Here is a 26,188-nt window from a genome sequence, read left to right as displayed (position 1 = left end):
CTCAGTTGGCCGCGATGACGGTGCCGCGGCATTCGCCGAAGCCAATGCTGGCCACGCCATCACGCGTGCACCGGGCGCGCAGGATGATCTCGTCGCCGTCTTCGAGGAACTTGCGCACCTCGCCGCTGGCCAGTTCCACCGGCAGCTTGCCGCCCTCGGTGATCTCCAGCAGGCTGCCAAAGGAGCCCGGCGTTGCGCCCGACAGCGTGCCCGACCCGAACAGGTCGCCCGGTTGCAGCTGGCAACCGTTGACGCTGTGGTGGGCCACCATCTGCGCCACAGTCCAGTACATGCTGCGGGTGTTGCTCAGGGTCAGGCGGTGAGCGGCAAGGCCTTGCTCGCGCATGCGCTCGGTGAGCAGCAGCACTTCAAGCTCGATATCAAATGCGCCATTAGCCTGGTCACGCGCGTCCATCAGGTAGGACAACGGCTGCGGATCGCCTTGCGGGCGCGCCGGTTGTGCCGTGCGGAACGGCTCCAGGGCTTCGGCGGTCACCACCCAGGGCGAAACGCTGGTAATGAAACTCTTGGACAGGAACGGCCCCAGTGGCTGGTATTCCCAGGCCTGGATATCACGCGCCGACCAGTCGTTGAGCAGGCAGAAGCCGGCCACATGCTCGGCGGCATCACCCACCGGGATCGACTGGCCCATGTCGTTGCCCTGGCCGATCCAGATACCCAGCTCCAGCTCGTAGTCCAGGCGTGCGCAGGGGCCGAAGCTCGGCTCGCTGTGCCCGGCCGGCAAGGTCTGGCCCTTGGGGCGGCGCACATCGGTACCGGACGGGCGAATGGTCGACGCACGGCCGTGATAACCGATAGGCACGTGCTTGTAGTTGGGCAGCAGCGGGTTGTCCGGGCGGAACAGCTTGCCGACGTTTTTGGCGTGTTCGATGCCGACATAGAAATCGGTGTAGTCGCCGATGCGGGCCGGTACATGCAGTTGGCAATCAGCGGCCGGGTACAGCGCGGCGTTAAGCGCCGACTGGTGTTCGCTGTGTTCGCCGAGCAGTACCAGCAAGCGCTCGCGCAGGGCCACACGGGCGCCACGGCCGAGGGCAAAGAAGGCGTTCAGCGCACCGCCGCGGGTGGCTTCTGCCGCCGCCTTGGCTTCACCTTCGAACAGCCCCGCGGCAAGTACTGCCTCCAGGTCAAGAATGGCATCGCCGATGGCCACGCCGCAGCGCAGCGCTTCACCCGGCCGGCTGAAGATGCCCAACGGCAGGTTCTGCAGCGGGAAATCGCTGTGCCCGTTGGCATGCTCGACCCAGCTACGGGTAATGGCGGTCTGGTTCATGGGTTATCTCCGGTTCGGGTTGAAGGTGCTCGGCAAGGTGGCCCAGCAACTATCGTAGTCGGCCTGCAATTGCGGGCATTCGAGTGCATGGCGGCTCGGACGCAGCACTTGGCTGGTCTCGAACATGAAGGCCATGGTGTTGTCGATCTTGTGCGGCGCAAGGTCGGCGGCGATGGCCTTGTCGCAGGTATCGGCGTCCGGGCCGTGGGCGCTCATGACCCCGTGCAGCGAGGCGCCGCCAGGCAGGAAGCCCTCGGCCTTGGCATCGTAGGCACCCTGGATCAGGCCCATGAACTCGTTCATCAGGTTGCGGTGGAACCAGGGTGGACGGAAGGTGTTCTCGGCCACCATCCAGCGCGGCGGGAAGATCACGAAGTCCATGTTGGCCAGGCCATGCACGCTGGTGGGCGATGTCAGCACCGTGAAGATGGACGGGTCGGGGTGGTCGAAGCTGACCGTGCCAATGGTGTTGAAGCGGCGCAGGTCGTATTTGTAGGGCACGTTGCTGCCGTGCCAGGCGACCACGTCCAGCGGCGAATGCTGCAGCTCGCAGGCCCAGTGTTCGCCAAGAAACTTCTGCACCAGTTGCACGGGGCCTTGGGCCTCTTCGTAGTGCGCCACCGGGGTGAGGAAGTCACGCGGGTTGGCCAGGCCATTGCTGCCGATCGGCCCGAGGTCCGGTATACGCAGCGGCGCGCCATGGTTTTCGGCAAGGTAGCCACGAGCCTGGCCATCGAGCAGTTCGATGCGAAACTTCATACCCCGCGGGATCACCGCGATTTCCAATGGCTCGACGTCCATCACCCCAAGCTCGGTGGCGATCCGCAGGCGGCCCTGTTCCGGCACCAGCAGCAGTTCGCCGTCGGCATTGAAGAACACACGCTCCATGGAGCGGTTGGCGCTGTAGATGTAAATGCTCACACCCGCCGGCTTGTCCGCTGGCGCATTGGCCACCATCGGCACCCAGCCTTCGATGAAGTCGGTGGGTTCGGCCGGGATCGGTTGCGGGTTCCAGCGCAGGCGGTTGGGCGTGACCGCACCCAGCGGCCCAGCCAGTGGCTGGCGCGCCAGGCGTTCGAAACGGGGGTGCAATGCAGACGGGCGGATGCGATACAGCCAGGTGCGACGCAACTCACTGCGGCTCATGGTGAAGGCCGTGCCCGAAAGCAGTTCGGCATACAACCCATAGGGGGCTTTTTGCGGCGAGTTCTGCCCGACCGGCAAGGCGCCAGGCAGTCCTTCGCTGGCAAACTCGTTGCCGAAGCCGCTCAGGTAGTGAAGGTCGGGGGACGTGTCGCGGTTCATCGATGCCTCCGGGCTCTGGCAGAGCCGTTGCTGGCAGCTGGCTGCTGACCTGGCCCGGCGGTTTCCGGGGTCAGGCACTGGGGTGGCAGCACGTCTGCATTGTTTTTATCGTAATCAGATTACGAATAACGTAATTTGCTACGGACAAGGCGTCAAGCTATAAAGGCGCCACTCGACGAATCCGGAAGCCCATGCCCATGGCCAAAGCCAGCTCACCCACTGATAACGGCAAGCAGAAGGTCCGCTCGGCGGAAGTCGGCACCGATATTCTCAAGGCACTCGCCGAACTCGCCCCCTCCACGTCGCTGTCACGCCTGGCAGAGCATGTGCAGATGCCGGCGAGCAAGGTGCACCGCTACCTGCAGGCGCTCATCGCCAGCGGTTTCGCCGAACAGGATGCGGCCACCAACCACTATGGCCTGGGGCGTGAAGCGTTGCGCGTGGGGTTGGCGGCGTTGGCCAGCATCGATGTGCTGAAGATCGCGGCGCTGCCGCTGTCGCAGTTGCGCGATGAGCTCAACGAAAGCTGCTTTATTGCCGTATGGGGCAACCAGGGCGCGACGGTGGTCAGCATTGAACCGGCGGTGCGCGCGATCACCGTGGTGACCCAGATTGGCTCTGTGCTGCCGCTGCTCAGCTCGTCCACCGGGCTGGTGTTCGCCGCCTACCTGCCAGAACGCGAAACCATCGACTTGCGCGACCGGGAACTGACTGCGCTGCAGCACCAAGCCTGCGACTACGCAGCCTTGTTGGAAGGCATTCGCGCGCGTGGCCTGCACCATGTGCATGGCCTGCTGATGCCGGGTGTGGATGCGCTGTCGGCACCGGTATTCAATGCCATGGGGCAGATCGCTGCGGTGATGACCGTGGTGGGGCCGACGTCGATATTCCATGCTGACGAACATGGCCCTGCGGCGCAGCGATTGTTGGCGGCTGCGCGGGATACCAGTTGGCGGATGGGGTATGCGCCTGCGGGTTGAGCGAAGGGGGCACTATTGCCCGAAACGTAAAGGTGAATGTCATAGGCGGCTATTTTTCCCACGGGATCAAGCGCTTATTCTTGACTCACTGGCCGGCATGAAGGGCACTACCCCCCCGCCTTTCAGGCCTGCGAGGTTCACCGACGTAGATTTTGAAGCTCCTTGATCTAACGTCTCGATTGGCCGCTGCGATTGCAGCGGCCTTTTTTTTTGGGTGATCGCCTGAGGGCTGGGAGGGGCAAGCCCCCCCTCAAGACCACGCCACCTTCTGCTGCAAGAAACTCAGCGGTTGCTCACGAAAGGCCAGGTAATGGCGCAGCACCTGCACCGGCGCTTCGGTATGCGGGTAATGCCCGATGCCCTGCAGCAGCACGGTATCCGGCTGCGGCACCAGTTGCCGGTAGCGCTCGACCATGCGCCCGCCAGACACCGGGTCGACCACACCGTTGATGAAACGCAGTGGCACCCCCTCGCGTTGCAACGCACCCACCCAACGCTCGCGATGCACGGTGCGCTCCGGCAAGTAGCCGACCAGCTTGTGCAAGATACGCGTGCCCCGGTTGGCGGCGATCAGGCTCCAGCAATCATCCAGCGCGCTTTCACTCGGGTGGGTGCAGGGGCCATAGACCTGCGACACGTTGCGCACCAGGTCGTCCCGCCCGAACGAGCGCCCCACCAGCCAGCCCAGGCGGCTGAGCAACAGCTTCTGGATCAGCAGCATCCGGTAGCTCTCGGGGAACAGCCCGCTGTTGAGAAACACGCAACTGGCGATGTTCGCTCGCTGCTCGTGGTGCCGCGCCAGCAGCTCCTGGGCCACGCTGCCGCCATAGTCATGGGCCAGCAGGTGCACAGGCTGGTTGACCTTGAGATGGGCAAGCAACGCTTGTTGCAGGTCTGCCTGTTCCATCAGGCTGTAGGCATGGTTGACCGGCTTGGCCGAATCGCCAAAGCCGAGCATGTCGCAGGCAATCAGCCGAAAACGCTGCGCCAAAGGCGTCCATAGGTAGTGCCAGTCCCAGCTGGCGGTGGGGAAGCCATGTAACAGAAGCAGGGGCTCTCCTTGCCCTGCGGTCCAGTAGCGGATGCTCTGGCCCCGGAAGATGAAACTCTGTCCCCGGGTACGCCAGACGCACAATGGAATTTCGGCCAAAGGCATCAGATCGGTCCCGGTGGAGTTGTGTTGACGGAATAGGGCAAGGCTGCGGTCATTGCATGTTACCTCGGCACTTACATGTGCTCTCTATGTCGAGGCTGAGTCTAGCCAGCAGCCCATGGGCTGAAACTTGCGTTTCCAGCCAGCTTGATGACCTTGCGAGTCAGTGGCACGAACGGTCAGAGCAGCATGGCCAGCAGCGGTGCGGCGAACAGGTTCAGCAACCCGGTCAGGACCATGACCAGGCCGGCCACGGAACCTTCTTCGCGGCCCATTTCCTGCGCCCTGCTGACTCCGGCACCATGCGCGCCCACCCCGAACAACGCGCCCCGCGCCAGCGCGGTACGCAACGGCAACCAGCGCAGCAGCACACCGCCGAACAGGGCGCCCAGTACCCCAGTGAACATCACGAACACCGCAGTCAGTTCCGGCACGCCGCCCAAGTCGTGGGCCAGCGGCATGGCAAACGGCGTGGTGATCGAGCGCGGCACCAGCGACAGGCTGGTTGCATTGTCCAGCGCCAGCAGGTGGGCCAACCCCCACGAGCTGGCGATCGAGGCCGTGCTGCCAGCCAGCATGCCCATCATCAGCGCCGGCCAGTGACGCGCCAGCAGCGCCCGCTGTTGCCATATGGGCACGGCGAACGCCACGGTCACCGGGCCGAGCACGGCCATCAGCCAATGGGTGTTGCGGGCGTATTCGGCATAGGCGGTATGCAGCGGTACGGCCACCGCCAGCAGCAATGCGGGCACCAGGATCAGCGGAGACAGCACATAGCGCCCGCTGCGCCGGTACAGCCAGCGGCTGCCCAGGTACGCCAGCAAGGTCAGCGCCAGCCAGAACAACGGCATGGGTTCAAGGCTCATGGCGCAAGCTCCAGCGGCACACCAGTTCGACGGTGAGTGCGGTCACTACCATGACCATCAACGTGCTCACGGCAATCACCAACAGAATGCGCCAACCTTCTTCGCGCACCAGGGTGCCGTAATCGAGCAGGCTCATCAGCGCCGGAATGAAGAACAACAACATCTCGGCCATCAGCCAGCCGGCGCCCAGTTGCAGCGTGGCCGGCTTGACCACGCCGCTGGCGAACAGCAGCAGAAGCAATGCCAGCCCCATGACCCCGGCGGGGATCGGCCAGCCCAGCCAGGCAGCCAGCTGGCCGCCGAACAGGAACAAGGCATAGAGGGTCGCCAACTCGACAAGCAGGCGCAGGGCTTTTTTCACTAACGCGGGTTTCATGGGGGCTTCCTCGACAGGCCCTCATTTTAAGATTTGCCTGCCTAGGCCAGAAGCGAATTGTTAGACTGGCCTGCATTCCAGAATGGAATTGGAAACATGGAATTCAAACAACTGCGCAGCTTCATCGAAGTGGTCCACCGCGGGGGCTTTACCCAGGCGGCGCAGACCCTGCACATCAGCCAGTCGGCGGTGAGCAAACAAGTGGCTCAGCTGGAGCAGGACGTGGGCCAGCCGCTGCTTGAACGGCAAGCCTCGCAACTGCACCTGACTGCGGCCGGGCGTATCGTGCTGGAGCGCGGCGAAGCACTGCTGCGCCAGCGCCAGGCATTGCTCAGCGAACTCGATGACCTCGGCCAGATGGCTCGCGGCGAACTGCGCCTGGGCTTGCCGATGCTGGGCAGCGATGCCCTGTTCGCCGGCCTGTTCGCCGAATACCGGCAACGCTACCCGAACATCACCATCCAGTTGCTTGAAGGCGGCAGCCGTAGCGTCGAGCAAGCGGTACGCAGCGGCGAGCTGGAACTCGGTGGTAGCCTCACGCCCAGTGACAGCGCCTTCGAGCACCAGCCTTTCTGCAACGAACCACTCGATGCCCTGCTGCCCGCCGGGCATGCGCTGGCGGGCGCGGATGGCGTGCATCTGCGGCAACTGGCCGATACGCCGTTTCTGCTGTATCAACGCAGCTTCGTACTCAATGACCGGTTGCTAAAGGCCTGCCAGCAACAGGGTTTCACCCCGAAAGAAGGCGGGCGCAGTGGCCAGGCGGATTTTCTGGTGGCGTTGGTGGCAGCGGGCCAGGGCGTGGTGTTGCTGCCCCGGGTGGTGGCCAAGGCCCTGGAACGCCCCGGGGTGGTGCGCTTGCCGCTGCAGGCGCCGCTGGACCTGCGCTGGGACATCGCGTTCATCTGGCGGCGGGGGGCGTACTTGTCACGGGCAGCGCAGGCGTGGTTGGCGTTGTTGCGTGAGCGCGCCCGTTGAATCGCAGGTTGGAGCGGGTCAGCCGTTGAGGGCCTGCGCAAACGAGGCCAACCACGGTTCGGCATCGGTTTCCGGGGTCACCGTCTCACTGGCATCCAGGCGCAACATGGGCTGCACTTCATGCACCCCCAGCTCAGCGAACAGCTCACGCATCTGCTCGCCACCGCCGCAGTACGTATCACCATAACTGGAGTCGCCCAATGCGATCACCGCCCCCGGCAGACCACGCCAGGCGGCGGGCAAAGTGTCGCGAATCATGCTGTACAGCGGCATGAGGTTGTCCGGCAGCTCGCCCATGCCGGTGGTCGAAGTCACCGCCAGCAATGCCTCGGGGGCAAAACCTTCTACGTCCTGCAGGGTGGCACGCGCGGCATGCCAAGCCTCATGGCCCGCAGCCTTGAGCAACGATTCGGCATGGCGGGCGACTTCTTCGGCGGTGCCGTACACCGACCCGGAAATAATGGCGACTTTCATCGGGAAGAGGATTCCGAAACTGAGTGAAAACGTAGGATACTAGCATTCAACGCTGGCAAAAGGCCGCCTCGCCCCAACTACCAGCCCCCTTTTCTCGCCCAATGGCCCGGACATGATCAACGCGCAACTGCTGCAATCGATGGTCGATGCGTCCAACGACGGCATCGTGGTCGCCGAAAAGGAAGGTCAAGACACCATCCTGATCTACGTGAACGCCGCCTTCGAACGCCTCACCGGCTACTCCCGTGACGAGATCCTCTACCAGGATTGCCGCTTCCTGCAGGCCGACGACCGCACCCAGCTAGGCCGCGCGCGTATCCGCAAGGCCCTGGCCGAAGGCCGCCCGTGCCGCGAAGTGCTGCGCAATTACCGCAAGGATGGCAGCGCCTTCTGGAACGAACTGTCGATCACCCCGGTGAGACACGACGCCGAGCAGCGCACCTACTTCATCGGCATCCAGAAGGACGTCAGCCGCCAGGTCGAACTGGAGCGCGAACTGGCAGAAATGTACGCTCGTCAGAAATCTGACCTACGCTCCTGAACCAAGCGCGCCTCGCACGGTCAATCCCGTTGAAGAAATCGCCACCGCCGAGTTCGATCATGCAAGCAGATGCGCTCCTGACCCAGGACGAGCTGGATTTCATACAGAACATGCAGCACTCGCCCCAGTTCAACCTGGCTGACACGATGTCCAGCCTGCTGGTCAATGGCGACCGCCGGATTCAGACCTTGCTCACCCGCCTGGTGGCCAACGAGCAGGTGACCTTGCAGGCGCAGTTCAACAACCAGCAGATCAGCTTTCCGCTGCAACTGGTGGAAGACGAGTTCCATGCCCTGCACCTGCAGTTAGGCTCCCCGGAAATCTACGAAGACGGCCCGATGCGGCGCCCATGGCGCTTGTCCATGGACCAGCCAAGCGCCCTGCTCGATGCACATGATCAGCAAAGCGGCCTGTGGGTTCGCGAAATCTCGTTCAAGGGCGCTTTGCTGGAGATCCGCGACCTGGCACAAGCCCCTGCGCGCTTCGAATTGTGCTTTGCACCTGCCGGCATTGCCCCTATCGAGCTGCACGGCGTGCTGCGTCGGCGCATTGGCCCCGACCTTGCGGCCTACGATTTGAGCTGCAGCCCCGCCGAAGAGATCGAGCGCCTGCGCGAATACATCCTGCAAGCCCATCGCCAGGCTCACCCGGAGCTGCACAGTCAGGTATCGAGCTGACCACCCAGAAACTGCCGCAGCCGTTGGCGCATCACGCTGCCTTGTGCCCCCAGGCACGCTACCGGGCTGCCTGCCAGGCTGTCCTGGGCGAGCTCGGCCACTTTACCGGCCAGCAGCAACGGGCACTCAAGGCCCACCACCAGCCGCCCAAGGCGCTTGCTCAACTCGGCGGTCGGCGCCTGATTGGAAAACAGCACCAAGGCATCAGGCCTGAGCCGCTCGCAAATCAGCGTCAGCTCTTGCAAAGGCTGCCCTGGCGCCAACACGCTTACCTCCACCTCGTCGCACCCCAGCAACAAGGCCGTCACCAGCAATTCCAACTCGTGACAAGGCCCCGCCAATGGCGCCAGCAAGACGCTGCGGCTGCGCGGCATGCGCGATAGCTGCAAGCGCACGAATACGCGGCTGCGCATGAACTGATCGAAGAACAGCCATTCACTGGCCTGGCCGAAGGCCCGCTGGCCGTAGCCGCTCTGGCCTGCCGCCAGATCGTGCCACACCGGCATGAAGATTTCGCCGAATACCTGATCCAGCGAATGGCTCGCGAACGCCTTGTCGAACAGACGGTGCAGGCGCGTGCCATCAAAGCGCAGAACCGCCTCGTGTATCTGCTGCCGCCATCTCAGCCGGGCACTTTGCTCATCGCCGTTATCCTCCACCAGCGCCTGGCTGCGGACAAGGATGCTAGCCACCTTGCTCACTGCAACGCCGCGCTCCAGCCAGCCGAGGATGTTGCGGATATCATCGATATCGGCTTGGGAGTACAGGCGATGGCCACTGTCGGTACGGGTGGGCTGAATAAGCCCATAACGGCGCTCCCAGGCGCGCAGGGTCACCGGGTTTACGCCCGTCAGGCGGGAAACTTCACGAATCGGGAACAATTCCTGGTGTTGCAGTCCCTCGTCGATCGGCGAGGTACGTCCCTGTTTGCTCATCTGCACTGAGTACCCGTGTGCGGAAGTTGAACGCGCATGTTACTACGAACAGCCTAGTGCGCATGTTAACAACTGTTCGCCCATTGCTCTTGCGGTACGACGCCATATCGCGATAATTCGCGCCCGATTCTTGCATGCATGCCTGTGTCGCCCACCACCCCGGGCGACGCCGCCAAGGGGCCAGCTACCCGCCAGCCCCGTCGCCAGGAGATACACAATGTCTACCCCACCCGTCACCCTGCTGGTGTCGCGCCGCGCCGCCCATGGCCGTTACCAGGCCCTGCTGGCTTGGCTCCACGAAGGCGAGCAACTGGCCACCGACTTCCCCGGCTACCTCGGTTCGGGCATCTTCGCGCCGCCTCGCGATAGCGATGAATTCCAGATCATCTTTCGCTTCAGTGACGAACCGACACTGCACGCCTGGGAACATTCCGCCTCGCGCCGGGCCTGGCTGCAACGTGGCAACGGGCTGTTCGAACGCCCCAAAGAAGCGCGCGTAAGCGGTCTCGATGACTGGTTTGGCACCAATAGAGTGCAAAAACCGCCACGCTGGAAGCAGGCAGTCGCTATCTGGCTAGCCTTTTTCCCGGTCTCGTTGCTGTTCAACCTGTTGTTCGGGCATTGGCTGGCAGGCATGGACCTGGTGCCGCGTGTGATGCTCAGTACCCTGGCCCTGACGCCTGTGATGGTGTACCTGTTCATCCCCCTCTCCACACGCCTGCTGGCGGGCTGGCTGCATGCCGCCCCAGCTACTGCTGCAGCCCTGCGCAGCCGCTGAGGGCTGGTCTACAAGAGGGAAACAGTTCGGGTATGCTGGGCGGCAACGAAAGGACAGACAAGTTGACCGCCCCTAACATGAACAGCCCAATTCTCGTTACCGGAGCCAGCCAGCGCGTCGGGTTGGCCCTGGCCCTCGAACTGGCGCAAGCCGGCCATACGGTGGTCAGTGCCAGCCGCAGCCTGCAGCCGCAGTCCGCACACCCCAACATCGTGCAGTTCCAGGCCGACCTGTGCCAGGCTGCCGACCGCCAGGCGCTGATCGACTACCTGCAAGGCCACTACGACGGCTTGCGCGCGATCATCCACAACGCGTCCCTGTGGCTCGACGATGGCCTGGCCAACCTCGACACTATGTTCCGCCTGCACGTCGAAGCGCCGTACCACCTCAACCTGGCCCTCGGCGACATGCTGGGCAAGGCAGGCAGCGTGGGCAAGGCCGACATCATCCACATTTGCGACGAAACCTCTTCGCGGGGCAGCAAGAGCCACATTGGCTACGCCGCCACCAAGGCCGCGCTGCAGAACATGGTGCTGTCGTTCGCCGAAAAGTACGCGCCCAAGGTGCACGTCAACGGTATCCTGCCCGGGCTGCTGATCCTCAAGGAAGGGGGTGACGAAGCCTACCGCCAGCAGACCCTGAAAAAGGCCCTGCTGGAATTCGAGCCCGGCGCCGGCCCGCTGATCGAGACGGTCAAATACCTGCTCGAAAGCCAGTACAGTACCGGTAGCCAGGTGGTCATCAACGGTGGCCGCCACCTGAAGAATCGCATGACCTGAGAGAAGCCCATGACCCCGCAACAACAGCTCGAACTCGAAGCCGCCGCGTTCCGGCGCCTGGTCGACCACCTGCAAAAACGCACCGACGTGCAGAACATCGACCTGATGAACCTGTCCGGCTTCTGCCGCAACTGCCTGTCCAAGTGGTACAAGGCCGCGGCCGACGAGCGCCAGGTCGATGTCAGCCTGGATGACGCCCGCGAAGCGGTGTACGGCATGCCCTACGCCGAGTGGAAAGCCCAATACCAGAAAGAAGCCAGCGCCGAACAACACGCGGCGTTCGAAAAAGGAAAACCTCGTGACTGATCTGAACACCCTGCGCGCCAGCCTGAAAAGCGGCGAACACGTCTTTGCCGATACCTTGGCGTTCATCGCCGCCCACTACAGCTATCAGCCACAGGCCTTCAACAACGGCGGCGTGGAAAATGCCGCCGGGCAGAACGAAGGCTCGTGCAAGACCCTGGGGCTGGCGCTGCTGGAGGGCTTGAGCGATGAAGAGGCCCTGTTGGCCTTTGGTGAGCATTATCGCGATGTGGTGGCCACGCCTGAGGGCAGCGACCATGGCAATATCCGTGCGCTGATCGCGCATGGCCTGGCTGGGGTGAAGTTCACCGGGCAGCCACTTTCGCGTAAGGCTTGAGCGTGCTGGGGCCGCTTTGCGGCCCTCTTCGCGACGCGAGGCCGCGCCTACAAACGTTACCCGACCCCTGTTATTTGATGACCGTCCCCGGCACCTCTTCGGGCAAGCCGCCCTGCTGCAACCACGCCAAGGCAATCGGCCACAGGCTGCCCCGAAAGCGGTCATGGAAAAACGCAAAATGGCCAATTTCCTCGACCGAGATATCCACAGGTGCAATACGCAGGTGCTGACGCTCAGCCCCCTGCAGGTACCCTAGCAATCGCTCTGTAGCCGCCACGGTGCCAAACGGGTCATCGGTCAGGCTGATTGCCAGCGTCGCCCCCCGCACCTGTGCAAACGGCACCCCCTGCAACCGGCGCCCGCTTGGCCGGTGCTCATAGCGTGGCGTACGGGTCGTCCAGTCGTGCACCACCCCGGCCGGCGTGTCTTCCATCCAGCCCAGGCGCTTGCCGGGGAAGTAGCCGAACGCACGGGTCAGCAAAGGCATCACCAGATGCCATTTACCGAACAGCCGCCAACGCTGATCAGCCGCGTAGTCGCGCCAGTAGGCGAATTGCGCACCCACCATCACCACCCGCCTGACTTGCCCGGCAGACGGTGCCAACCCCACCGCGCAACCGCCGAAGCTATGCCCCACCACGTCCACCGGTTGCCCGGGAAACGCCTGCGCGGCGTGGGCCAGCATGGCTTCGAAGTCCAGCCGGCCCCAGTCGCTCCAGGACGCCTGGAAGCCACGCAGTGACGGCGGCCGTGATTCGCCGATGCCTCGGTAATCGTAGGTCAGCACATCGCAGCCATGGGCGAACAGGTAGTCGGCAAAGCGGGCGTAATAGCGGCAACGCACAGAGGTGGCGGCGTTGATGATCACCAGCGGGCGCAGGGGGTTGGGCTGGGCGTGGCGCCAGCAGAAGCCGCCGAGGCTGTAGCCGTCGGCTGCGGTGTGGCGAAAGGCGGTGGCCGGTTGGGTGAGGCTGCTCATGGCGCGCGTCCTGTTGTTGTGCGCCAACGCTAGCAAAAAAATCGGGGGCTGTACCGGCCTCTTCGCGGGGCAAGCCCGCTCCCACAGGATCCCCATTGAGCCAAAGCCTTGTGGAGCACCGGTGGGAGCGGGCTTGCCCCGCGAAGAGGGCGGTACAGCCCCCTCATGTTTCAGCCGTGCTTACAGCTCGATGCAGTCGAACTTCACATCGGTGGCCACGTCTTCGTCGTAGTTGACGTCAGCGCGCTCGAAGCCGAACAGGTTGAGGAACTGCTTCTTGTAACCGGCATAGTCGGTCAGCTCGAACAGGTTCTCGGTGGTGACTTGCGGCCACATGGCCTTGCAGGCGTCCTGCACGTCATCACGCAGCTCCCAGTCGTCCAGGCGCAGGCGGCTCTTCTCGTCGACTGCGGCCGGGGCACCGTCTGCACGGTACAGGCGATCACGGAACATGCGGTCCAACTGGTCCTGGGTACCCTCGTGAACACCCTTCTCCTGCATGATCTTGAAGACCATCGACAGGTACAACGGCATCACCGGAATGGCCGAGCTGGCCTGGGTGACCACCGACTTCAGCACGGCCACATTGGCGCCGCCCTTGATTTCGCCGGCCAGTTTCTGGTCAAGGCGCAGCGCGGTTTCGTCCAGGTCCTGCTTGGCCTTGCCCAGGGCACCGTGCCAGTAGATCGGCCAGGTGATCTCGGTACCGATGTAGCTGAAGGCCACGGTGCGGGCGCCTTCGGACAGCACGTCGGCACCGGCCAGGGCATCGATCCACAGCTGCCAGTCCTGGCCACCCATGACGGTGACGGTGTCAGCGATTTCCTGCTCGGAAGCCGGCTCGATGCTGGCCTCGATGATGGTGTCCTTGTTGGTGTCGATGGCGGTCGACTTGTACGGCTGGCCGATAGGCTTGAGCGCCGAGCGAATCACTTCACCGGTTTGCGGCAGCTTGCGCACGGGAGAGGCCAGGGAGTAGATGACCAGGTCGACCTTGCCACCCATTTCGTTCTTGATCAGCTCGATGACCTTGGCACGGGCCTCGTCGGAGAACGCATCACCGTTGATCGACTTGCTGTACAGGCCTTCGGCCTTGGCAAACTTGTCGAAGGCGGCGGAGTTGTACCAGCCCGCAGTACCGGCCTTGGTCTCGGTACCTGCTTTTTCGAAGAACACGCCCAGGGTGTCGGCCTTGAAGCCGAACGCTGCGGTGATGCGGGCCGCCAGGCCGTAGCCGCTGGAAGCACCAATCACCAGGACCTTCTTCGGGCCATCCTCGCGCACGCCCAGCTTGCGGGTGGCTTCGATCTGGTCACGGACGTTGAGCTCGCAGCCCTTCGGATGGGTCGTGGTGCAGATGAAACCGCGGACCTTAGGATGAATGATGGCCAATGTCTGTACCTCGTCAGGTTTATGCCAGGAAGCGCCGCCACGGGCGATTCCGATTGATCAGAGGGTGAGACTACCCCCGCCGGTTATCCGACACATATTACGGGGTGATTGGGGGTATACAAAACCCAGGTTGCCGCCGAGTACCGCTTTCAGCCACTGCAGAAACGGCTGCGCCAGTGGATCGTCCTGTTGCACTAACACGCAACGCGCCATGCCTGGCGCACAACTAAAAAGGGCCAGCCAAATGGCCAGCCCTATTGCTTTCAACCGCCTGGTCAGGCCGCCTTGTGCTTCACAGTGATATCAATTTCCAGATTTGCGCTGGCCAGCATGTTCACCAGAGCATCCAGGGAAAATTTGTCGATTTTCCCATTCAGCAGCTCGCTCAAACGCGGCTGTGTTACGTGCAGCTGACGTGCTGCATCTTTCTGTGGGAGGTCCCAAGACTTAACTGTCTTGGTAAGGATACGCATTAGCTTTGCGCGTACCCGAAGGTTCTCGGCGTCTTCTGGCGAGTCAACCAACGCGTCCCACACGGAGGTAGTGCGTTCGTTTGCCATTTTATATGTCCCTCTGTTACGGATTAGGTTGTTTCTTGCACAAAGCAATTCGTAAGTTAATCGAGTGGGCCCTAGGTCTAGAACTTTACCCCTTGCCGTGAGGGAAGGGGTACCCAAGTCCTTTACCCCCAGCATTGGCAGGGGATAGCAGCAGTCCATCAGTCCAGCGACTTGTACCGAGCCTTACCCAGGTCGATATCGCGCTTTTCCGTCTTTTCAGTGGTCTTGCGAAACGCATGCAGGACGTATACCGCTTCCGGCCGGTTTACCACATAAAACACGCGAAAAGCCCCGTCTTTGCATTTGATACGGATTTCCCGCACCCCCTGCCCTACGCTTTCCATTGGTTTCCAGTCGTTAGGTTCATCACCGTACTGGATCAGCTCCAGCTGGTAACCAGCCCGCTGTTTCGCACCCTCCGGGAAATCCCGCAGGTCTTCCCTACTGCTGCCAACCCATTCGAGGGGCTTTTGCTCGTCTTGTATGGGACAAACTCCTCAATCGTTCGTGACAAAAATGTTGAGTGCTCATCATGAGATCCATCCTGGTATTGGTAAGGGAGGCTGAGTACCCGGCGTGCCTATCGTGGGGCTCAAATGCGCGGGGTTAGCGACATCAGCAAGGCGCTGATTATATCGGTTTCGAGATAACATCAAGCTCCCGTCACGATTTTTATATCGATATCGATATCGACATACGACAAAGACACCACCGCCCAGCCTACAGGCTCTACCGTGTGGGATTTTAAAGAGCGTCGGGGCATCGAGCGCCATTGCGGCAGGGGGTGACGGCATCTATTGCGCGACCCATCAGTGCCCGGCGGTGTAGGTGGCCGCGAGCGTAAAACGCTCACTGATCTTCCGGTAATCGTCTCCGGCCGGTGATCATCGACAAGGGCAGGTTCTCGCCCAGGCGCAGGCTTTCGACGATGGCTGCCAATACATGCACGCAGACCAACGCCAGCACCGCGTCGGCCAGAAAGCTGTGCAGGCTCATCGGCCAGTCGGCGCCCCACAGGGCGTCGACCTCTTGCGACGCCCAACCGGTCACGCCCAGGCCCGCGATGCCGGTGAGCATCAGCAGCATCACCAGGGCGCCGATCGGCGAATGCCCCAGGCGATGGTAGGGCTGCCCGCTTATCAGCGCGCGGGCGTGGGCGGCCAGGCGCGCCGGGGTCGGCCAGAAGTCGGCCCAGCGCGCGCTTTGCGGCCCGACGAAGCCCCAGACCAGGCGCAACATCACGCACGCCAGCCCGTAATAGCCCAGCCACTGGTGCCAGTCGTCGCCCTCTTCATTGAAAAAATAATCCGCGAAGAACACCGTGGCCAACGACAGGTGGCACAGCCGCAGGAGCGGGTCCCACAGCTGTACCGTGGGGCGGGCCTTCAATCGTGGTACTCGGTCTTGACCGCCTTGCCGCTGACCGGGTCATGGTAGATCTCGATCTTGCGGCCATCCTTGTCGAAACCATAGATTTCGTAGCAGTTGCCTTTAGTGACCTTGAACTTGCTGATCTTGTAGCCCTGATCCTTGAGCTGGGCCTGGAACTTGCCCGGGTCTTGCCAGGTGCTTTTGTCTGCAGTGGTGCACTGGGTGGCGGCGAATGCTGTGCTGCTGCCGATCAGGAGGGTAAGAGCGATCAAGATGCGCATGGCCATGAGCTCCGTTGCGTTGAGTGAAACAGCACGACATCCAGCTTAGACCCAGGGTCAGCGCCTTGCCTGCAGGGCCGGCATCATTCATTTGCTTTCCAGAACAATCGCAAAGAAAAACAAACTTAACAAATGAACCAAACCCGCCGATGCTGACAACATCCTGCCCTCGCGGCGCCCACCCTTGCACGGAGAACAACAACATGAACGACGTGGTCATCGTCGCCGCCACCCGTACCGCCATCGGCAGCTTCCAGGGCGCCTTGGCCACAGTGCCCGCCGTCGACCTCGGCGCAGCCGTGATCAAGCGCCTGCTGGAACAGACCCAACTGGACCCTGCCCTGGTCGACGAAGTGATCCTCGGCCAGGTACTCACCGCCGGCGCCGGCCAGAACCCGGCCCGCCAGGCCGCGATCAAGGCCGGCCTGCCCTACAGCGTGCCTGCGCTGACGCTCAACAAGGTCTGCGGCTCGGGCCTCAAGGCCCTGCACCTGGCAGCCCAGGCTATTCGTTGCGGTGACGCCGAGGTGGTGATTGCCGGCGGCCAGGAAAACATGAGCCTGGCCCCCTACGTCATGCCTTCGGCCCGCACCGGCCAGCGCATGGGCCACGGTCAACTGGTCGACAGCATGATCACCGACGGCCTGTGGGACGCCTTCAACGACTACCACATGGGCATTACCGCCGAGAACCTGGTGGACAAGTACGGCCTCAGCCGTGAACAACAGGACGCCTTCGCCGCCGAGTCCCAGCGCAAAGCCGTGGCCGCGATCGAGGCCGGCCGATTCAAGGACGAGATCACGCCGATCGTGATGCCGCAGAAAAAGGGCGAGCCCACGGTCTTCGAGCGCGACGAACAACCCCGCCCAGGTACCACTGCCGAGTCCCTGGGCAAGTTGCGCGCAGCCTTCAAGAAAGAGGGCAGCGTGACGGCCGGCAATGCTTCCAGCCTCAATGATGGCGCCGCTGCCGTATTGCTGATGAGTGCAGCCAAGGCCAGGGCCCTGGGCTTGCCGGTGCTGGCGAAGATCGCGGCCTATGCAAGTGCGGGCGTGGACCCGGCGATCATGGGTATTGGCCCGGTTTCGGCTACCCAACGCTGCCTGGACAAGGCGGGCTGGCAGCTGGCGGACCTGGACCTGATCGAAGCCAACGAGGCCTTTGCCGCACAGGCGTTGGCGGTGGGCAAGGCCCTGGAATGGGATGCGGCGCGGGTCAATGTGAATGGCGGGGCGATTGCCCTGGGCCACCCGATCGGTGCGTCGGGGTGCCGGGTGCTGGTGACCCTGTTGCACGAGATGATCAAGCGAGATGCCAAGAAAGGGCTCGCCACGTTGTGCATTGGTGGTGGCCAGGGGGTAGCGCTGGCGATCGAGCGTTGATCCGTCATTGATGCCTGCAGGCCCGGCCTCTTCGCGAACAAACCCGCGAAGAGGCCGGGCCTGGTTACTCAGAAGCGCTCATCGGCAATCGCTGGCAGTGTCAGCTCACGCACATAACTGGCCGCCGACAGTTCCAGCATCGTGCGCACCATCAGCACCACATCGTGCAGCGGAATCAGCCCCCCTTCCCCGCGCGCCGCGGCTTCTGCCACTGGCACATCCAAGCCATCCTCGGTGTTCAGGTAGCCCAGGTTCAGGCACGTCACACCAAGCCCCTGCTCGCGATACCCTTCACGCAAGGCTTCAGCAATACCGCGCAGGGCAAACTTGGACGCGGCAAAGGTCACTTCAGGGCGCCCGCTTTGCGGCAGACCCGAGGTGGAACCGGTAAGCAGGATCCGTGGCTTTTCGCTTTCGAGCAGCATCGGCAGCAAGCGCTTGATCAGCAGGATGGTGGCCGTGATGTTGCAGTCGACCATGCCTTGCAGTTCGGCATCGCGGTCGGCAAGAAAGCTGTAGTGCTCGGCAAACGCCTCGGCTTCCCACAGCCCGAGGTTGTAGATGAGGGTATCCACGCCACCGCCCGCCAGCGCCTGGGCAATGGCCTCGACGGCGGCGGCCGGCTGAGCGAGGTCGGCCGCGATCCACTGCACCTCGACATCCTTGCTGGCCACCACCCGCTCGGGGCGCGAGCGGGACACGCCGATCAGCGTATCGCCCGGTTTGCCCAGCCCTTCCATGAAGGCCTTGCCCAGCCCCTTGCTGGCGCCAACTACCAGAACTCTCATCGCATCATTCCCTGTCGATTACCTTTCGAGCCGGCATTATAAGCACCCGTAGCGGCCCGATGATCAAGCCGTGGCGCGCAACGCGCGGGCAGCCTCTGGCGCGTTGACCGCTTTGCTCAGCGCGGCCACTTCCTGGCACTTCTGCACGGCGAAGGCCAACCCGCCTTTGCGCTCGGCGTCGAGCTGGTCTTCACAGGCCAGCCCCAATGGGTTGTGCAACAGCGAGCAGGACGGCGCGACCCACAGGCGGTCACCCAGGCGTTCGGCCGCGTGCTGCAGCACAGCCAGGGCTTTTTCCAGGTCGCAGGCCGAGACACTACAGCCGTCGACCAGGCCCAACGACAGGATCTTGTAAGCCGGCAGGCGGTCGAGCAGGGTCGGGTACTGGTCTGGCGCACGCACCAGGTCGATGTGCAGGCCATCGACGGGCAGGTTCGCCGCCAGGCCCAGGTTTTCTTCCAGGCCACCAAAGTAGGTGGCGATCAGTTTTTTCAGCGGCGCACGTTGCAGGATGTTGTAAACGCGCTCGTAGGCATTTTTCCATTCTTGCGGCAAATCCAGCACCAGGATCGGCTCGTCGATCTGCACCCATTCAACGCCCTGTGCGGCCAGGCGGTTGAAGATTTCGTCGTACAGCGGCAACAACCGGTCGACCAGCTCAAGCTTGTCGACGTCGGCGCCTTGGGCCTTGCCCAGCCACAGATAGGTCAGCGGGCCGATCAGCACGGGTTTGACCGCATGGCCCAGGGCCTTGGCTTCTTCGACCTCTTCGAACAGTTGCTCCCAGCTCAGGGCAAACTGTTGGTCGGCGGTGAATTCCGGTACCCGGTAGTGATAGTTGCTGTCGAACCAGCGGGTCATTTCCTGGGCGTGGGCACCGCTGCTGTCGCTGCGCTCGGTCGTGCCTCGCGCCATGGCAACCACGGTTTGCAAAGTGGGCTTGGCACCGTCGTGGCTGCGAAAGCGCTGCGGGACGACACCGAAGGTCAGCGAATGGGTCAGCACCTGGTCGTGCCAGGCGAAATCGCCCACCGGCAGCAGCTCGATGCCGGCGTCCTTCTGCACCTGCCAATGGCTGGCACGCAGCGCGCGGCCCACAGCGCGCAGGCCGGCTTCGTCGAGTTCACCTTGCAAGAAGGCTTCCTGGGCTTTTTTTAGTTCGCGATCATGGCCGATGCGTTGAAAGCCCAGGGAATGTGCCAGTGCCATGTCTCGTGCCTCAGAATGTCTAAATGAATGTGGGCATTTTCGGGACCAACGAGCGCTGAGACAAACTCATTTAATTTGATATGAAATCAAGATTTACTCATGTTGATGTGTCCACCTGCATGTCTCGTTCAGAGCAGCACCCTACGCATCCGGACATGACCCCATCGGCCCTTTGCCGCACAATGCCACCCTGCCCCAACCCGGTGCCCGATCCATGAGCCTGCTGAAAACGGCGCTGCACGAAAAAACCTTCGTCTGCGTCATGGAGTTCGTCCCCAAGCCCTCGGCGGAACGTTTCGCCGCCATGGAAGCGATCATGGCCCGTGCGCACCTGTGTGGCTGGCCGATGACCCTGGCCATCGGTGATCGCGTCGGCAGCCCACTGGACCTGTCGCCCCTGGACGCCCTCGCCAGCTTCAGCTCACCCGTGCCTGCCCTGCCGCACTTTTCTGGCAAGGACCGCGAACGGCACCACTTGCTGGCGCAACTGCAACGCATGGATGCCGACGGGCTTGACCAACTGCTGCTGCTCACTGGCGACCGCCTGCCTGGGCATCAACCCGCAGAGCGTCCGGTGCGCTACCTGGAATCGGTGGCCGCCCTGCAGCTCGCGCGCCAGGCTTGTCCACACTGGTTGCTCGGTGCCGCGCTCAACCCATTCAAGTACTGCGAGGAAGAAGGCGGCGCGCAGTACTTCAAGGCCGAGAAAAAACTGGCTGCGGGCGCCGACTTCCTGACCCTGCAACTGGGCTTCGATGCCAGCAAGCACCAGGAAGCCCAAACCTGGATGAACCGCCAGCCGCACCCGAAACCCTTGCTGGCCTGCCTGATGAGCCTTACCCATGGCCGCGCCGCAATGCTTGATCACGTGGCTGGCGTGACGGTCACGCCGTCCATGCGCGACATGCTCGAAGCGGAAGCAGCCGTGTCCAAGGCCCACGCCCAGGCGCGCAGCGTCGACCGGCTGGCGCTGCAGGTGATTGGTGTAAAACTGATGGGCTACGCCGGGGTGCACGTGTCGGGCATTCACGAACTCAAGCAGCTGTTGGCCCTGGAACAACGCATCGAACACTGGCAAGCGCAGATCCACTCACTGGAACAGTGGGCGCCAGCCTGGGCGGCCAGTTGGCAGGTGCCCGGCCTGCCTGCCGTGGTCTTTCATCCACCGTCAGCGAGCTGGCGCCAGGGCGAGTCGAAGGTCAGCGCGTCGAACAAAGAGAAGGCGCGGTACCACCTGCTGCACGCGTCCCATGCCTTGCTGTTCAGCCGCAGCAACTGGCTGAGCCAGGCATTCGGCTGGGCCGTTCGCCAACCGTTGTGGGCAACAGCCCGCGGTGCGCGCGTGCTGCACGGGGTGGAGCGTGCGCTGAAGCGACCGCTGGTGGGCTGCGATACCTGCGGCCGCTGCCGCCTCGAAGACACCCTCTACATCTGCCCGGAAACCTGCCCCAAGGGCCTGGCCAACGGCCCCTGCGGCGGTACCTCGCTGAACCGCTGCGAATTCGGCGACCGTGAATGCATCCACAGCGTCAAGTACCGCACCGCCAAGGCCGTGCGGCAGACGGCTGTGCTCACCGAGCGGCTGATCCCGTGCATCGAAGTGCAAACCCGCCACCGCAGTTCATGGCCGGCCTGGTTCGCGGCCCAGGCACCTCACCGGCTCAAGCCCTGCTCAAAGCCTCGAACCCAGCCCGAATCGTAGCCTCGGGCAGGTCATCGGCAATGAACACCAGCACGCTTTCGCGGGCCTCGCCTGCTGCCCATTCGGCATCCCAGTCAAAGCCGTAGAGCTTGAGCACGCCCTGAAACACCAGGCGACGATCGTCCCCGGCAATGTTCAGCACGCCCTTGTAACGCAGCAATTGCTTGCCGTGGGTTTCCAGCAGCGCGTTCATGAAGTCGCTGAGGCGGTCGATATCCAGCGGGGTGTCGGTGCGCAACACCAAGGTCGAGATACGGTCCGGGGTGGCCGGCTTGAGCACTGGGCGCAGGGCCGGTTTGAGGCTGGCGCCCAGGTCGCTATTGAGGTTGAAACCGCGCACATCGAGTAGTTCGGCCAGGTCGATGCGCCCCTGTTCGACCACACGAATGGCGGCACGGCCGTTGATGCGCGACAGGCGCTCGCGCAGGGCATCCACCGCCGCAGGTTCGACCAGGTCGGTCTTGCTCAGCAGCAGGCGGTCGGCAAAACCGACCTGGGCCTGGGCAATGGCCTGGGTCAGGTGCAGCTCGGCATGGGCGGCGTCGACCAGGGTGATGATGCCGTCGAGGATGTAGCGATCACGCAGGTCCTCGTCGATGAAAAAGGTCTGCGCAACCGGTGCAGGGTCGGCAAGCCCGGTGCATTCGATCACCAGGCGGTCGAAGGCGATCTCGCCGGCGTCCAGGCGCTCCAGCAGCAGGTACAGGGCGCGGGTGAGGTCACCATGGATGCTGCAGCACACGCAGCCGTTGGCCAGGGTCATGACCTGTACCGGCTCGTCGCCCAGCAGCTGGCTGTCGATACCGGCCTCGCTGAACTCGTTCTCGATCACGGCGATCTTCAGGCCGTGCTCGGCCTTGAGCATGTGCTTGAGCAAGGTGGTCTTGCCGGCACCCAGAAAGCCGGTCAGTACGGTGACGGAAATAGGCGATTGCACGCAAAAAGCTCCTGAAGCTGAAAATGAATGTGGGAGCCCGGCTGCCCGGGCTCCCACAGGTTCACAGGTGTTGCAGGCTCAACAGCACTTGGGCCCGGACTTGCCACCGTAACGCGCTTCCTGGCGTTCACGGAAGAACGCCTCGTAGCTCATCACCGGTTTGTCCGGGTGCTTGTTCTGCATGTGTTCGACATAGTTGTCGTAGTCGGGCATGCCGACCATCAGGCGGGCTGCCTGCCCCAGGTACTTACCCAGTCGACCCAGGTCGTTGAACATAGCTGCAGTCCTCTCGTTTACGCGTCAGGCAGCGCCTGGAACGGGGTTTCCTTGTCGGTGCGTTCCTTGCGGCCCCAGGCGGCGTAGCCGACCTTGATGGCGAAGAACAGGATGCTGAACACCACCAGCAGGAACAGAATCGTCAGGCCCGCGTTGGTGTAGGCGTTGTAGATCACGTGCTGCATCTGCCCGATGTCCTTGGCCGGGGCCAGTACCTGGCCGGCGTCCAGCGCAGTGCTGTACTTCTTGGCCAGGGCCAGGAAGCCAACGGCCGGGTTCGGGTCGAACAGCTTGATCAGGCCTGCAGCAGTGGTACAGATCAGCAGCCACACGGCCGGCACCAGGGTGACCCAGATGTAGCGCTGACGCTTCATCTTGATCAGCACCACAGTACCGAGCATCAAGGCGATACCGGCCAGCATCTGGTTGGAGATGCCAAACAGCGGCCACAAGGTGTTGATGCCACCCAGCGGGTCGATCACGCCCTGGTACAGCAGATAACCCCACATTGCCACGCAGCCAGCGGTGGCGAGCAGGTTGGCACCCCACGATTCGGTGCGTTTGAGCGCCGGCACGAAGCTGCCCAGCAGGTCCTGCAGCATGAAGCGCCCGGCACGGGTACCGGCGTCCACGGCGGTGAGGATGAACAGGGCTTCGAACAGGATCGCGAAGTGATACCAGAAGGCCATGGTGTTCTCACCCGGCAGCACCTGGTGAAGGATCTGCGCGATACCCACCGCCAGCGTTGGCGCACCACCGGCACGGGCCAGCACGGTGTGCTCGCCAATGTCGCGGGCAACCGCTTCGAGCTGCTCAGGGGTGATCAGGAAGCCCCAACTGCTGACCGTCTGCGCCACCGTAGCAACGTCGGCGCCAACCACCGCAGCCGGGCTGTTCATGGCGAAGTACACGCCAGGCTCGATCACCGAGGCGGCGACCATGGCCATGATGGCGACGAACGACTCCATCAGCATGCCGCCGTAGCCGATGTAACGGGCGTTGGTTTCGTTATCCAGCAGCTTGGGCGTGGTGCCCGAGGAGATCAGCGCGTGGAAGCCCGATACCGCACCGCAGGCGATGGTGATGAACAGGAACGGGAACAATGTGCCCTTCCAGACCGGCCCAGTACCGTCGGTGAACTGGGTCAGGGCCGGCATTTTCAGCTCTGGCGCGATGATCAGGATACCGATGGCCAGGCCAACGATGGTGCCGATCTTGAGGAAGGTCGACAGGTAGTCACGCGGTGCCAGCACCAGCCATACCGGCAGTACGGCAGCGACGAAGCCATAACCCACCAGCATCCAGGTGATCTGCACGCCGGTGAAGGTGAACGCCGGGCCCCAGACCGGGTCCGCAGCGATCACGCCGCCCAGCCAGATCGACGCCAGCAGCAGCACCACGCCGACCACCGAAATCTCGCCGATGCGGCCCGGGCGGATATAGCGCATGTAAATGCCCATGAACATCGCGATCGGAATGGTCGCCATCACCGTGAACATGCCCCATGGGCTCTCGGCCAGGGCCTTGACCACGATCAGCGCCAGCACCGCGAGGATGATGATCATGATCAGGAAGCAACCGAACAGGGCGATGGTGCCCGGGATCCGGCCCATTTCCTCGCGCACCATGTCGCCCAGCGAGCGACCGTTGCGGCGGGTAGACATGAACAGGACCATGAAGTCCTGCACTGCACCGGCCAGCACAACGCCGGCGATCAGCCAGAGCGTGCCGGGCAGGTAGCCCATCTGCGCGGCGAGTACCGGGCCCACCAGTGGGCCGGCGCCGGCAATAGCGGCGAAGTGGTGGCCGAACAGGATGTGCTTGTTGGTCGGGACGTAGTCCAGGCCATCGTTGTTGAGCACCGCCGGGGTGGCTCGGCGCGGGTCGAGTTGCATCACCTTGGTGGCGATGAACAGGCTGTAGTAGCGGTAGGCGACCAGGTAGATGGCCACTGCCGCGACCACGATCCACAAGGCGTTGATCGCCTCGCCGCGACGCAGGGCGACAACACCCAGCGCGCAGGCTCCTATGACCGCCAACGCCAGCCACGGGATGTGGCGTAGCAGGCTGTTATTGTTGTTCATGGCATGCTTCCAGCTAAGTGGTTGGAATAGACAGCCCCTTGAGTCTAGGGCCTGCTTGACGGCTTTACCATCCCGATTTGGCGCTCAGCCACTGACCAGCACGCGCTCTAGCACGCTGCTACCCGAACTACCCGCAGTCCGTGGCGACAACGTTACTTCGGCTGACCTGTCATTTCTGCCAGTTGCGCAGGGAGGCCCCCGCGCATTCAATGATCAGGCAAACCCGTTGTCACGACATGACGCACGGGTTCAAGTGCGCAAACGCTCGAACCGTGCGTCGAACATTTGATAACCAGCAAGCAGGGACCGATGATGACTCAGGATAAGAGCAGCTCCACGTGTGACTCAGACTCAATCGAACTCAAACATGGCTCGATCTCGACGCCCAAGTCCCGAGCGACTTTCGCTGAAGAGAGACGCCTCATTGAGGGAAATCTTCACAACGGCATCGAAAGCGGCAAATTCTTCCCTCAGACCACGGGCGGGCTGGCCGATCCCTACGCCAAGGACGACGTGAGAAGTATGGCGCCACCGGTCGATGGCAAGATTGCCAGCGGCGAGAGGCCGGGCGCTGCCTACCTGGACCGCACAGATGTCGACTGGGACAAGCATGACGTTACCAGCGACACACCGCTGGAGTTCGTCTGGAGCTTCAGCGCGCGCCACAAGTACCGCCGTTTCAACTACTTCATCACCAAAGCCGGATGGAACCCGACTCAGCCGCTTTCGCGTGCACAGTTCGAATCTGAACCCTTCGCCACTTTCCTCAATGAACGCCAACCCTATTGGAGTTACTCGGACGAAGAAATGTGGCCGGAGCAGCCGACCAGACACACCCTGACGTTGCCTGAGCGCGACGGTTATCAAGTGCTGCTTGGGGTATGGGAAATTGCCGAGACCGATAAAGCCTTCTATCAGGTGGTTGACCTGAATTTCGTCTCCAAGTAAGGGTGGCACCGGGCGACGCCCGCTGACGGTACCTTGTCGCTCGCCCTCAGGCAGAAAAGGCCATGGCTGGTCTATAGTCAGAACATCTGACGAGGGGCCCGCCATGACCACTTCTTCCAATAATCGCCGACGCTTCCAGCGCATAGACTTCGACGCCCCCACCGAACTGCGCCAGGGTGACCGCCGCTGGCCGGTCAAACTGCTTGACCTGTCGCTCAAGGGCCTGCTGGTCGAGCGCCCCCAGCCGTGGAATGCCGACCTCTCACAGGACTTCGATGCGGTCATCCACCTTGACCCGCATACCCACGTGCGGATGCAGGTGGAGCTTCGTCATGAAGAAGCACAGCGCCTGGGCTTCGTCTGCCTCTACATCGACCTCGATTCGATGAGCCATTTGCACCGTCTTGTAGAACTGAACGTGGCCGACAGCACCGAAATGATGCGTGAGCTGCGAGAACTCATCGAATAATGGGATCTCTTAGCTAGCTAACATCCTTCCCACC

29 protein-coding genes and 1 pseudogene are annotated in these 26,188 nt (G+C 62.8%); 12 read left to right on the top strand and 18 right to left on the bottom strand.

What is annotated here, in order from left to right; translation table 11 throughout:
* Position 1: 1 nt before the first annotated feature.
* Together fahA and hmgA are read right to left on the bottom strand one after the other, a co-directional pair.
* Positions 2-1,294 carry a fumarylacetoacetase gene (gene fahA, locus HU770_RS06505; RefSeq protein WP_033702910.1) on the bottom strand — a complete coding sequence of 431 codons (1,293 nt, stop codon included), beginning with the start codon at positions 1,292-1,294 and terminating at the stop codon, positions 2-4.
* Between the two features lie 3 nt (positions 1,295-1,297).
* Positions 1,298-2,599 (bottom strand): homogentisate 1,2-dioxygenase, encoded by a 1,302-nt coding sequence (gene hmgA, locus HU770_RS06500; RefSeq protein ID WP_186663336.1) that lies wholly within the window; start codon positions 2,597-2,599, stop codon positions 1,298-1,300.
* A 197-nt stretch (positions 2,600-2,796) separates the two neighbouring features.
* Here hmgA and HU770_RS06495 point away from each other — a divergent pair, with 197 nt between their 5' ends.
* Positions 2,797-3,579, top strand: a complete 783-nt coding sequence (locus HU770_RS06495; protein ID WP_033702912.1) for an IclR family transcriptional regulator — start codon at positions 2,797-2,799, stop codon at positions 3,577-3,579.
* A 250-nt stretch (positions 3,580-3,829) separates the two neighbouring features.
* Here HU770_RS06495 and HU770_RS06490 read toward each other — a convergent pair whose 3' ends face one another.
* The 3 genes from HU770_RS06490 to HU770_RS06480 form a co-directional block, all read right to left on the bottom strand.
* Positions 3,830-4,735, bottom strand: coding sequence for an alpha/beta hydrolase (locus tag HU770_RS06490; RefSeq protein ID WP_156311117.1), 906 nt, complete (start codon positions 4,733-4,735; stop codon positions 3,830-3,832).
* A 176-nt stretch (positions 4,736-4,911) separates the two neighbouring features.
* Entirely contained in the window at positions 4,912-5,598 is a 687-nt protein-coding gene (locus HU770_RS06485) for an LrgB family protein (protein WP_033702914.1), read from the bottom strand.
* Positions 5,588-5,974: a CidA/LrgA family protein gene (locus tag HU770_RS06480; RefSeq protein ID WP_033702915.1), complete on the bottom strand. Its 387-nt coding sequence runs from the start codon at positions 5,972-5,974 to the stop codon at positions 5,588-5,590. The genes HU770_RS06485 and HU770_RS06480 overlap by 11 nt, the downstream gene beginning before the upstream one ends.
* 96 nt (positions 5,975-6,070) lie before the next feature.
* Here HU770_RS06480 and HU770_RS06475 point away from each other — a divergent pair, with 96 nt between their 5' ends.
* Entirely contained in the window at positions 6,071-6,952 is an 882-nt protein-coding gene (locus tag HU770_RS06475) for a LysR family transcriptional regulator (protein WP_186658839.1), read from the top strand.
* Between the two features lie 18 nt (positions 6,953-6,970).
* On the opposite strand, the gene HU770_RS06470 is transcribed toward HU770_RS06475, so the two are convergent.
* Positions 6,971-7,426: a flavodoxin gene (locus HU770_RS06470; protein ID WP_033702917.1), complete on the bottom strand. Its 456-nt coding sequence runs from the start codon at positions 7,424-7,426 to the stop codon at positions 6,971-6,973.
* 112 nt (positions 7,427-7,538) lie between these two features.
* Between HU770_RS06470 and HU770_RS06465 the strand changes: the two genes are divergently transcribed.
* Positions 7,539-7,967, top strand: coding sequence for a PAS domain S-box protein (locus HU770_RS06465; protein WP_186663334.1), 429 nt, complete (start codon positions 7,539-7,541; stop codon positions 7,965-7,967).
* 59 nt (positions 7,968-8,026) lie between these two features.
* Positions 8,027-8,644 carry a hypothetical protein gene (locus HU770_RS06460; protein WP_033702918.1) on the top strand — a complete coding sequence of 206 codons (618 nt, stop codon included), beginning with the start codon at positions 8,027-8,029 and terminating at the stop codon, positions 8,642-8,644.
* On the opposite strand, the gene HU770_RS06455 is transcribed toward HU770_RS06460, so the two are convergent.
* Positions 8,629-9,579: a MerR family transcriptional regulator gene (locus HU770_RS06455; protein WP_186658848.1), complete on the bottom strand. Its 951-nt coding sequence runs from the start codon at positions 9,577-9,579 to the stop codon at positions 8,629-8,631. The genes HU770_RS06460 and HU770_RS06455 overlap by 16 nt on opposite strands.
* A gap of 217 nt (positions 9,580-9,796) precedes the next feature.
* Here HU770_RS06455 and HU770_RS06450 point away from each other — a divergent pair, with 217 nt between their 5' ends.
* The 4 genes from HU770_RS06450 to HU770_RS06435 are packed head-to-tail and all read left to right on the top strand — an operon-like array spanning position 9,797 to position 11,776.
* Positions 9,797-10,357: an antibiotic biosynthesis monooxygenase gene (locus HU770_RS06450; RefSeq protein ID WP_033702920.1), complete on the top strand. Its 561-nt coding sequence runs from the start codon at positions 9,797-9,799 to the stop codon at positions 10,355-10,357.
* 32 nt (positions 10,358-10,389) lie between these two features.
* Complete coding sequence (folM, locus tag HU770_RS06445) at positions 10,390-11,136, top strand: dihydromonapterin reductase (protein WP_186658854.1); 747 nt, start codon at positions 10,390-10,392, stop codon at positions 11,134-11,136.
* Positions 11,137-11,145: 9 nt separating this feature from the next.
* Positions 11,146-11,442, top strand: coding sequence for a DUF1244 domain-containing protein (locus HU770_RS06440; protein WP_033702921.1), 297 nt, complete (start codon positions 11,146-11,148; stop codon positions 11,440-11,442).
* Entirely contained in the window at positions 11,435-11,776 is a 342-nt protein-coding gene (locus HU770_RS06435) for a HopJ type III effector protein (RefSeq protein WP_033702922.1), read from the top strand. Before HU770_RS06440 ends, HU770_RS06435 begins: the two co-directional genes overlap by 8 nt.
* Positions 11,777-11,846: 70 nt before the next feature.
* Here the strand turns inward: HU770_RS06435 and HU770_RS06430 are convergent, their stop codons facing one another.
* From HU770_RS06430 to HU770_RS06405, 6 genes are all read right to left on the bottom strand, one after another.
* Positions 11,847-12,755: an alpha/beta fold hydrolase gene (locus HU770_RS06430; RefSeq protein WP_186663332.1), complete on the bottom strand. Its 909-nt coding sequence runs from the start codon at positions 12,753-12,755 to the stop codon at positions 11,847-11,849.
* A gap of 180 nt (positions 12,756-12,935) precedes the next feature.
* The gene (fabV, locus tag HU770_RS06425; protein ID WP_047582624.1) at positions 12,936-14,147 is read right to left on the bottom strand and encodes an enoyl-ACP reductase FabV; all 1,212 of its coding nucleotides are present in this window, start codon (positions 14,145-14,147) and stop codon (positions 12,936-12,938) included.
* 275 nt (positions 14,148-14,422) lie between these two features.
* Positions 14,423-14,707 carry an XRE family transcriptional regulator gene (locus HU770_RS06420; protein ID WP_033702926.1) on the bottom strand — a complete coding sequence of 95 codons (285 nt, stop codon included), beginning with the start codon at positions 14,705-14,707 and terminating at the stop codon, positions 14,423-14,425.
* 158 nt (positions 14,708-14,865) lie between these two features.
* A complete protein-coding gene (locus tag HU770_RS06415) occupies positions 14,866-15,192 on the bottom strand; it encodes a type II toxin-antitoxin system RelE/ParE family toxin (protein ID WP_186658975.1) in 327 nt (108 codons plus the stop codon).
* A gap of 364 nt (positions 15,193-15,556) precedes the next feature.
* Positions 15,557-16,096, bottom strand: a complete 540-nt coding sequence (locus HU770_RS06410; RefSeq protein WP_186663331.1) for a cytochrome b/b6 domain-containing protein — start codon at positions 16,094-16,096, stop codon at positions 15,557-15,559.
* Positions 16,093-16,359: a PepSY domain-containing protein gene (locus HU770_RS06405; RefSeq protein WP_047582639.1), complete on the bottom strand. Its 267-nt coding sequence runs from the start codon at positions 16,357-16,359 to the stop codon at positions 16,093-16,095. The genes HU770_RS06410 and HU770_RS06405 overlap by 4 nt, the downstream gene beginning before the upstream one ends.
* 203 nt (positions 16,360-16,562) lie before the next feature.
* Between HU770_RS06405 and HU770_RS06400 the strand changes: the two genes are divergently transcribed.
* Positions 16,563-17,741: an acetyl-CoA C-acetyltransferase gene (locus tag HU770_RS06400; protein WP_186663329.1), complete on the top strand. Its 1,179-nt coding sequence runs from the start codon at positions 16,563-16,565 to the stop codon at positions 17,739-17,741.
* 68 nt (positions 17,742-17,809) lie between these two features.
* Here the strand turns inward: HU770_RS06400 and HU770_RS06395 are convergent, their stop codons facing one another.
* Both HU770_RS06395 and HU770_RS06390 read right to left on the bottom strand, forming a co-directional pair.
* Complete coding sequence (locus tag HU770_RS06395) at positions 17,810-18,529, bottom strand: SDR family NAD(P)-dependent oxidoreductase (protein ID WP_186658871.1); 720 nt, start codon at positions 18,527-18,529, stop codon at positions 17,810-17,812.
* Positions 18,530-18,616: 87 nt separating this feature from the next.
* Positions 18,617-19,738 (bottom strand): annotated as a pseudogene (locus HU770_RS06390) (5-methyltetrahydropteroyltriglutamate--homocysteine S-methyltransferase); the annotation flags it as partial.
* A gap of 214 nt (positions 19,739-19,952) precedes the next feature.
* On the opposite strand from HU770_RS06390, the gene HU770_RS06385 reads away from it, so the two are divergent.
* Positions 19,953-21,440, top strand: a complete 1,488-nt coding sequence (locus tag HU770_RS06385) for a methylenetetrahydrofolate reductase C-terminal domain-containing protein (RefSeq protein WP_033702932.1) — start codon at positions 19,953-19,955, stop codon at positions 21,438-21,440.
* Here HU770_RS06385 and yjiA read toward each other — a convergent pair.
* The 3 genes from yjiA to HU770_RS06370 form a co-directional block, all read right to left on the bottom strand.
* On the bottom strand, positions 21,400-22,377 hold the full coding sequence (gene yjiA / locus HU770_RS06380; RefSeq protein WP_186663327.1) for a GTPase: 978 nt from the start codon (positions 22,375-22,377) through the stop codon (positions 21,400-21,402). The genes HU770_RS06385 and yjiA overlap by 41 nt on opposite strands.
* A 78-nt stretch (positions 22,378-22,455) precedes the next feature.
* A complete protein-coding gene (locus HU770_RS06375) occupies positions 22,456-22,653 on the bottom strand; it encodes a YbdD/YjiX family protein (protein ID WP_027595234.1) in 198 nt (65 codons plus the stop codon).
* Positions 22,654-22,670: 17 nt separating this feature from the next.
* The gene (locus HU770_RS06370) at positions 22,671-24,737 is read right to left on the bottom strand and encodes a carbon starvation CstA family protein (RefSeq protein ID WP_033702935.1); all 2,067 of its coding nucleotides are present in this window, start codon (positions 24,735-24,737) and stop codon (positions 22,671-22,673) included.
* Positions 24,738-25,049: 312 nt separating this feature from the next.
* Here HU770_RS06370 and HU770_RS06365 point away from each other — a divergent pair, with 312 nt between their 5' ends.
* Together HU770_RS06365 and HU770_RS06360 are read left to right on the top strand one after the other, a co-directional pair.
* Complete coding sequence (locus HU770_RS06365) at positions 25,050-25,685, top strand: lytic polysaccharide monooxygenase auxiliary activity family 9 protein (protein ID WP_186663326.1); 636 nt, start codon at positions 25,050-25,052, stop codon at positions 25,683-25,685.
* Between the two features lie 103 nt (positions 25,686-25,788).
* Positions 25,789-26,154 (top strand): PilZ domain-containing protein, encoded by a 366-nt coding sequence (locus HU770_RS06360; RefSeq protein WP_033702937.1) that lies wholly within the window; start codon positions 25,789-25,791, stop codon positions 26,152-26,154.
* The last annotated feature ends 34 nt before the right edge of the window (positions 26,155-26,188 follow it).

The sequence above is a fragment of the Pseudomonas sp. SWRI68 genome (genome assembly GCF_014269165.1).
Lineage (GTDB): Bacteria > Pseudomonadota > Gammaproteobacteria > Pseudomonadales > Pseudomonadaceae > Aquipseudomonas > Aquipseudomonas capeferrum.
This window is presented reverse-complemented; position numbering and strand designations above follow the sequence as displayed.

Coding starts and splice junctions, on each gene's coding strand:
- HU770_RS06430 (WP_186663332.1), bottom strand. CDS start 12,755: ATGAGCAGCCTCACCCAACCGGCCACCGCCTTTCGCCACACCGCAGCC.
- folM (WP_186658854.1), top strand. CDS start 10,390: ATGCTGGGCGGCAACGAAAGGACAGACAAGTTGACCGCCCCTAACATG.
- HU770_RS06375 (WP_027595234.1), bottom strand. CDS start 22,653: ATGTTCAACGACCTGGGTCGACTGGGTAAGTACCTGGGGCAGGCAGCC.
- HU770_RS06465 (WP_186663334.1), top strand. CDS start 7,539: ATGATCAACGCGCAACTGCTGCAATCGATGGTCGATGCGTCCAACGAC.
- HU770_RS06395 (WP_186658871.1), bottom strand. CDS start 18,529: ATGAGAGTTCTGGTAGTTGGCGCCAGCAAGGGGCTGGGCAAGGCCTTC.
- HU770_RS06455 (WP_186658848.1), bottom strand. CDS start 9,579: ATGAGCAAACAGGGACGTACCTCGCCGATCGACGAGGGACTGCAACAC.
- HU770_RS06365 (WP_186663326.1), top strand. CDS start 25,050: ATGACTCAGGATAAGAGCAGCTCCACGTGTGACTCAGACTCAATCGAA.
- HU770_RS06470 (WP_033702917.1), bottom strand. CDS start 7,426: ATGAAAGTCGCCATTATTTCCGGGTCGGTGTACGGCACCGCCGAAGAA.
- HU770_RS06480 (WP_033702915.1), bottom strand. CDS start 5,974: ATGAAACCCGCGTTAGTGAAAAAAGCCCTGCGCCTGCTTGTCGAGTTG.
- HU770_RS06405 (WP_047582639.1), bottom strand. CDS start 16,359: ATGCGCATCTTGATCGCTCTTACCCTCCTGATCGGCAGCAGCACAGCA.
- HU770_RS06370 (WP_033702935.1), bottom strand. CDS start 24,737: ATGAACAACAATAACAGCCTGCTACGCCACATCCCGTGGCTGGCGTTG.
- HU770_RS06485 (WP_033702914.1), bottom strand. CDS start 5,598: ATGAGCCTTGAACCCATGCCGTTGTTCTGGCTGGCGCTGACCTTGCTG.
- HU770_RS06460 (WP_033702918.1), top strand. CDS start 8,027: ATGCAAGCAGATGCGCTCCTGACCCAGGACGAGCTGGATTTCATACAG.
- HU770_RS06420 (WP_033702926.1), bottom strand. CDS start 14,707: ATGGCAAACGAACGCACTACCTCCGTGTGGGACGCGTTGGTTGACTCG.
- HU770_RS06475 (WP_186658839.1), top strand. CDS start 6,071: ATGGAATTCAAACAACTGCGCAGCTTCATCGAAGTGGTCCACCGCGGG.
- HU770_RS06360 (WP_033702937.1), top strand. CDS start 25,789: ATGACCACTTCTTCCAATAATCGCCGACGCTTCCAGCGCATAGACTTC.
- HU770_RS06490 (WP_156311117.1), bottom strand. CDS start 4,735: ATGCCTTTGGCCGAAATTCCATTGTGCGTCTGGCGTACCCGGGGACAG.
- HU770_RS06495 (WP_033702912.1), top strand. CDS start 2,797: ATGGCCAAAGCCAGCTCACCCACTGATAACGGCAAGCAGAAGGTCCGC.
- HU770_RS06385 (WP_033702932.1), top strand. CDS start 19,953: ATGAGCCTGCTGAAAACGGCGCTGCACGAAAAAACCTTCGTCTGCGTC.
- HU770_RS06400 (WP_186663329.1), top strand. CDS start 16,563: ATGAACGACGTGGTCATCGTCGCCGCCACCCGTACCGCCATCGGCAGC.
- hmgA (WP_186663336.1), bottom strand. CDS start 2,599: ATGAACCGCGACACGTCCCCCGACCTTCACTACCTGAGCGGCTTCGGC.
- fahA (WP_033702910.1), bottom strand. CDS start 1,294: ATGAACCAGACCGCCATTACCCGTAGCTGGGTCGAGCATGCCAACGGG.
- HU770_RS06440 (WP_033702921.1), top strand. CDS start 11,146: ATGACCCCGCAACAACAGCTCGAACTCGAAGCCGCCGCGTTCCGGCGC.
- HU770_RS06450 (WP_033702920.1), top strand. CDS start 9,797: ATGTCTACCCCACCCGTCACCCTGCTGGTGTCGCGCCGCGCCGCCCAT.